Origin of the sequence: Pseudonocardia sp. SID8383 (genome assembly GCF_009864975.1) — a bacterium.
GTDB classification, from domain to species: domain Bacteria; phylum Actinomycetota; class Actinomycetes; order Mycobacteriales; family Pseudonocardiaceae; genus Pseudonocardia; species Pseudonocardia alni.
Map to the genome: position 1 here is coordinate 1 of NZ_WWFY01000969.1, position 2631 is coordinate 2631.

Sequence of the window (2631 nt, forward strand, 5' to 3'; positions counted from 1 at the left end):
CCCGCGGGCAGGCCCAGCTCGGCCGCGGCGGCGGCGAAGGAGTCCGGGCTCGGCTTGCGGGCCCCGCGGACCGCACCGAGGAGCACCGTGCCGAACGCCGCGGCGACCTCGTCGGGCACCGCGTGCGCGCCGGAGAACAGCGCGGTGCGGATCCCCGCGGCCGCGGCGCGACGGGCGTAGGCGAGCAGCAGGGCCCCGTCGGCGGGGTCGTCGAGAACCCCGCCGTAGTCGACGATCAGGCCACGCAGGGTCCGGGTGTCCGCCACCCGGCCGACGGTACCGAGTGTCGCCGCCTCCCGGGGCGCACCGGGGCTCCGCCGCGGCTCGGTGCTGCAGGCTCGCCGCTCGACCACTCGGCTCGGTGCTGCTGCGTCGCCGCTCGACCGACCGCCGCGGCTCGGTGCTGCTGCGGCCCGCTCGACCGCCGCGGCTCAGTCGAGGGCCCGGCGCAGGAAGCCGCGGATCCCCAGCAGGGTGAACAGCACGATCGCCGCCACCGGGACGAGCACGCACACCCACAGCGGGATGTGCGGGACCTGCGGCACCAGCGACGCGCGGATCCCCTCGCTGACGTAGGTCAGCGGATTCACCGCCGACAGCACCTGGAACCAGCGCAGGTCGGCCAGGGTGAGCCACGGGTACTGCACCGAGCCGGTGAACAGCAGCGGCGTGAAGATCACCGCGAACAGGATGTTGATCCGCCGCGGCGGCACCGCGGTGCCGATGGTGAGCCCCATCGCCGCACCGAGCAGGCTCCCGAGCACCACCATCAGCAGCGCGGGGGCCAGCCCCTCGGCCGGCCACCGGATGTCGATCATCGCGAAACCGATGGGCACCATCAGCAGACTGGCGAGCAGGCCGCGCATCCCCGCGAAGGCGATCTTCTCGACGGCGACGGCCCACACGGGCATCGGCGCGAGCAGCCGGTCGTCGATCTCCCGCGTCCAGGACAGCTCGAACACCAGCGGCAGCGTCACCGCCTGCAGGGCGCCGAACATCGCGTTCAGCGCGATCAGGCCGGGCAGCATGATCTGCCCGTACTCGGGCGACACGAAGCCGCCGCGGCCGAGGACCACGACGAACACCAGCAGGAAGAAGAACGGCTGCACCAGCGTCTGCGCGAGGAACGACGGAAGCTCCCGGCCGGTGACGAACAGATCGCGGCGCAGCACCGCCAGGAAGGCACGCCCGGTCATCGCAGGTCCCTGCCCGTCAGGTCGATGAACACGTCCTCCAGCGTCGCCTGCCCCAGGCTGACGTCGCGCACCGTGGCGCCGTGCCGCCCGAGCAGGTCGACGGCCGGTGCCAGCAGCGCCGCCGGCTCCGCGGTGACCGACAGCCGGAACGCCGACGCGGTGCCGTTCTCCCCCGGGCCGCGGCCCGGCGGGGTCTCGGCACGTGCGACACCGCCCAGCCCGGCCAGCGCCACGCGCAGCGTCTCCGCCGCACCGGGCCCGTGGTCGGCGACGATCTCCACGGTCGCGCTGCCCGGCAGCGACCGGACCAGCGCGTCCGGGGTGTCCAGCGCGAGCAGCCGCCCGTGGTCGACGATCCCGATCCGGTCCGACAGCTTGTGCGCCTCGTCCATGTCGTGGGTGGTGAGCACGACGGTCACGCCCTCGTCGCGCAGCCCGCTGATCTGGTCGTGGACGAACAGCCGGGCCTGCGGGTCCAGGCCGGTCGAAGGTTCGTCGAGGAACAGCACCTCCGGGGAGTGCATGAGTCCGCGGGCGATCATGACGCGCTGGGCCTGGCCGCCGGACAGGTCGTCGGCGACAGCCTTCGCCCTGTCGGTCAACCCCATCCGCTCCAGCAGTTCGTCGGCGCGGCGATTGCGCTCCGCCCGCCCGACGCCGTGGTAGGCGGCGTGGAAGACCAGGTTGTCGCGGACACCGAGGGAACGGTCCAGGTTCTGGCGCTGCGGGACGACGGCCAGCTTCGCGCAGACGGCGACGGCGTCGGCGCGCACGTCGAGCCCGGCGACCCGGGCCGTGCCCGAGGTCGGCACCACGCGGGTCGTCAGCACGCCGACGGTCGTGGTCTTCCCGGCGCCGTTGGGCCCGAGCAGCCCGAACACCTCACCCTCGGCCACCGAGAACGACAGGCCGTCGACGGCGTTGCCCTTCGCCTTCGGGTACCGCTTCACCAGGTCGACCACCTCGACCGCGGTCCGTCCCATCGCACTCCCCCGCCGATCACGTCACGTCGGGCCGATCCTGCTCCAGGTCGGCGATCACCGCGAGCAGGTAAGCGCGGACGGCGTCGTCGAGCCCGTCCGACGGCTCCCGCAGCCACGGTCCGCGCCCGTCGGAGCGGGCGTCGCGCCACCGGTCCCGCCCGGCGCCGGTGAGCGCGACGAGCCGGACCCGCCGGTCCGCCGGATCCCCGCGGCGGACCACCAGCCCCGCCGCCTCCAACACGTCGACGACCGGGGTCAGGCTGGTCGGGGCGACCCGGACCCGGGCGGCGAGCTCGCGCTGGGCCAGTCCGCCGCACCGCTCCAGCACGTCGAGGACCGCGAACCCGGTGACACCGAGGCCGTGGCCCCCGGTCCGCCGACGGCGTTCGGCGAGCACCGCCGCCCCGGCTCGGACGACGAGGTCGGCCAGCGACTCCGCGGGGCCGTCCACC

The 2631-nt window shown here is 74.6% G+C and carries 3 protein-coding genes and 1 pseudogene; all 4 read right to left on the reverse strand.

What is annotated here, in order from left to right; genetic code table 11:
* Positions 1 to 266, reverse strand: a pseudogene (locus tag GTW08_RS23105) (haloacid dehalogenase); the annotation flags it as partial.
* Between the two features lie 165 nt (positions 267 to 431).
* On the reverse strand, positions 432 to 1196 hold the full coding sequence (locus tag GTW08_RS23110; RefSeq protein WP_161152520.1) for an ABC transporter permease: 765 nt from the start codon (positions 1194 to 1196) through the stop codon (positions 432 to 434).
* Entirely contained in the window at positions 1193 to 2179 is a 987-nt protein-coding gene (locus tag GTW08_RS23115; protein ID WP_161152521.1) for an ABC transporter ATP-binding protein, read from the reverse strand. The genes GTW08_RS23110 and GTW08_RS23115 overlap by 4 nt, the downstream gene beginning before the upstream one ends.
* A 16-nt stretch (positions 2180 to 2195) precedes the next feature.
* Positions 2196 to 2631: MarR family transcriptional regulator (locus tag GTW08_RS23120; protein WP_161152522.1), on the reverse strand; the 436-nt coding region annotated here is incomplete at its 5' end.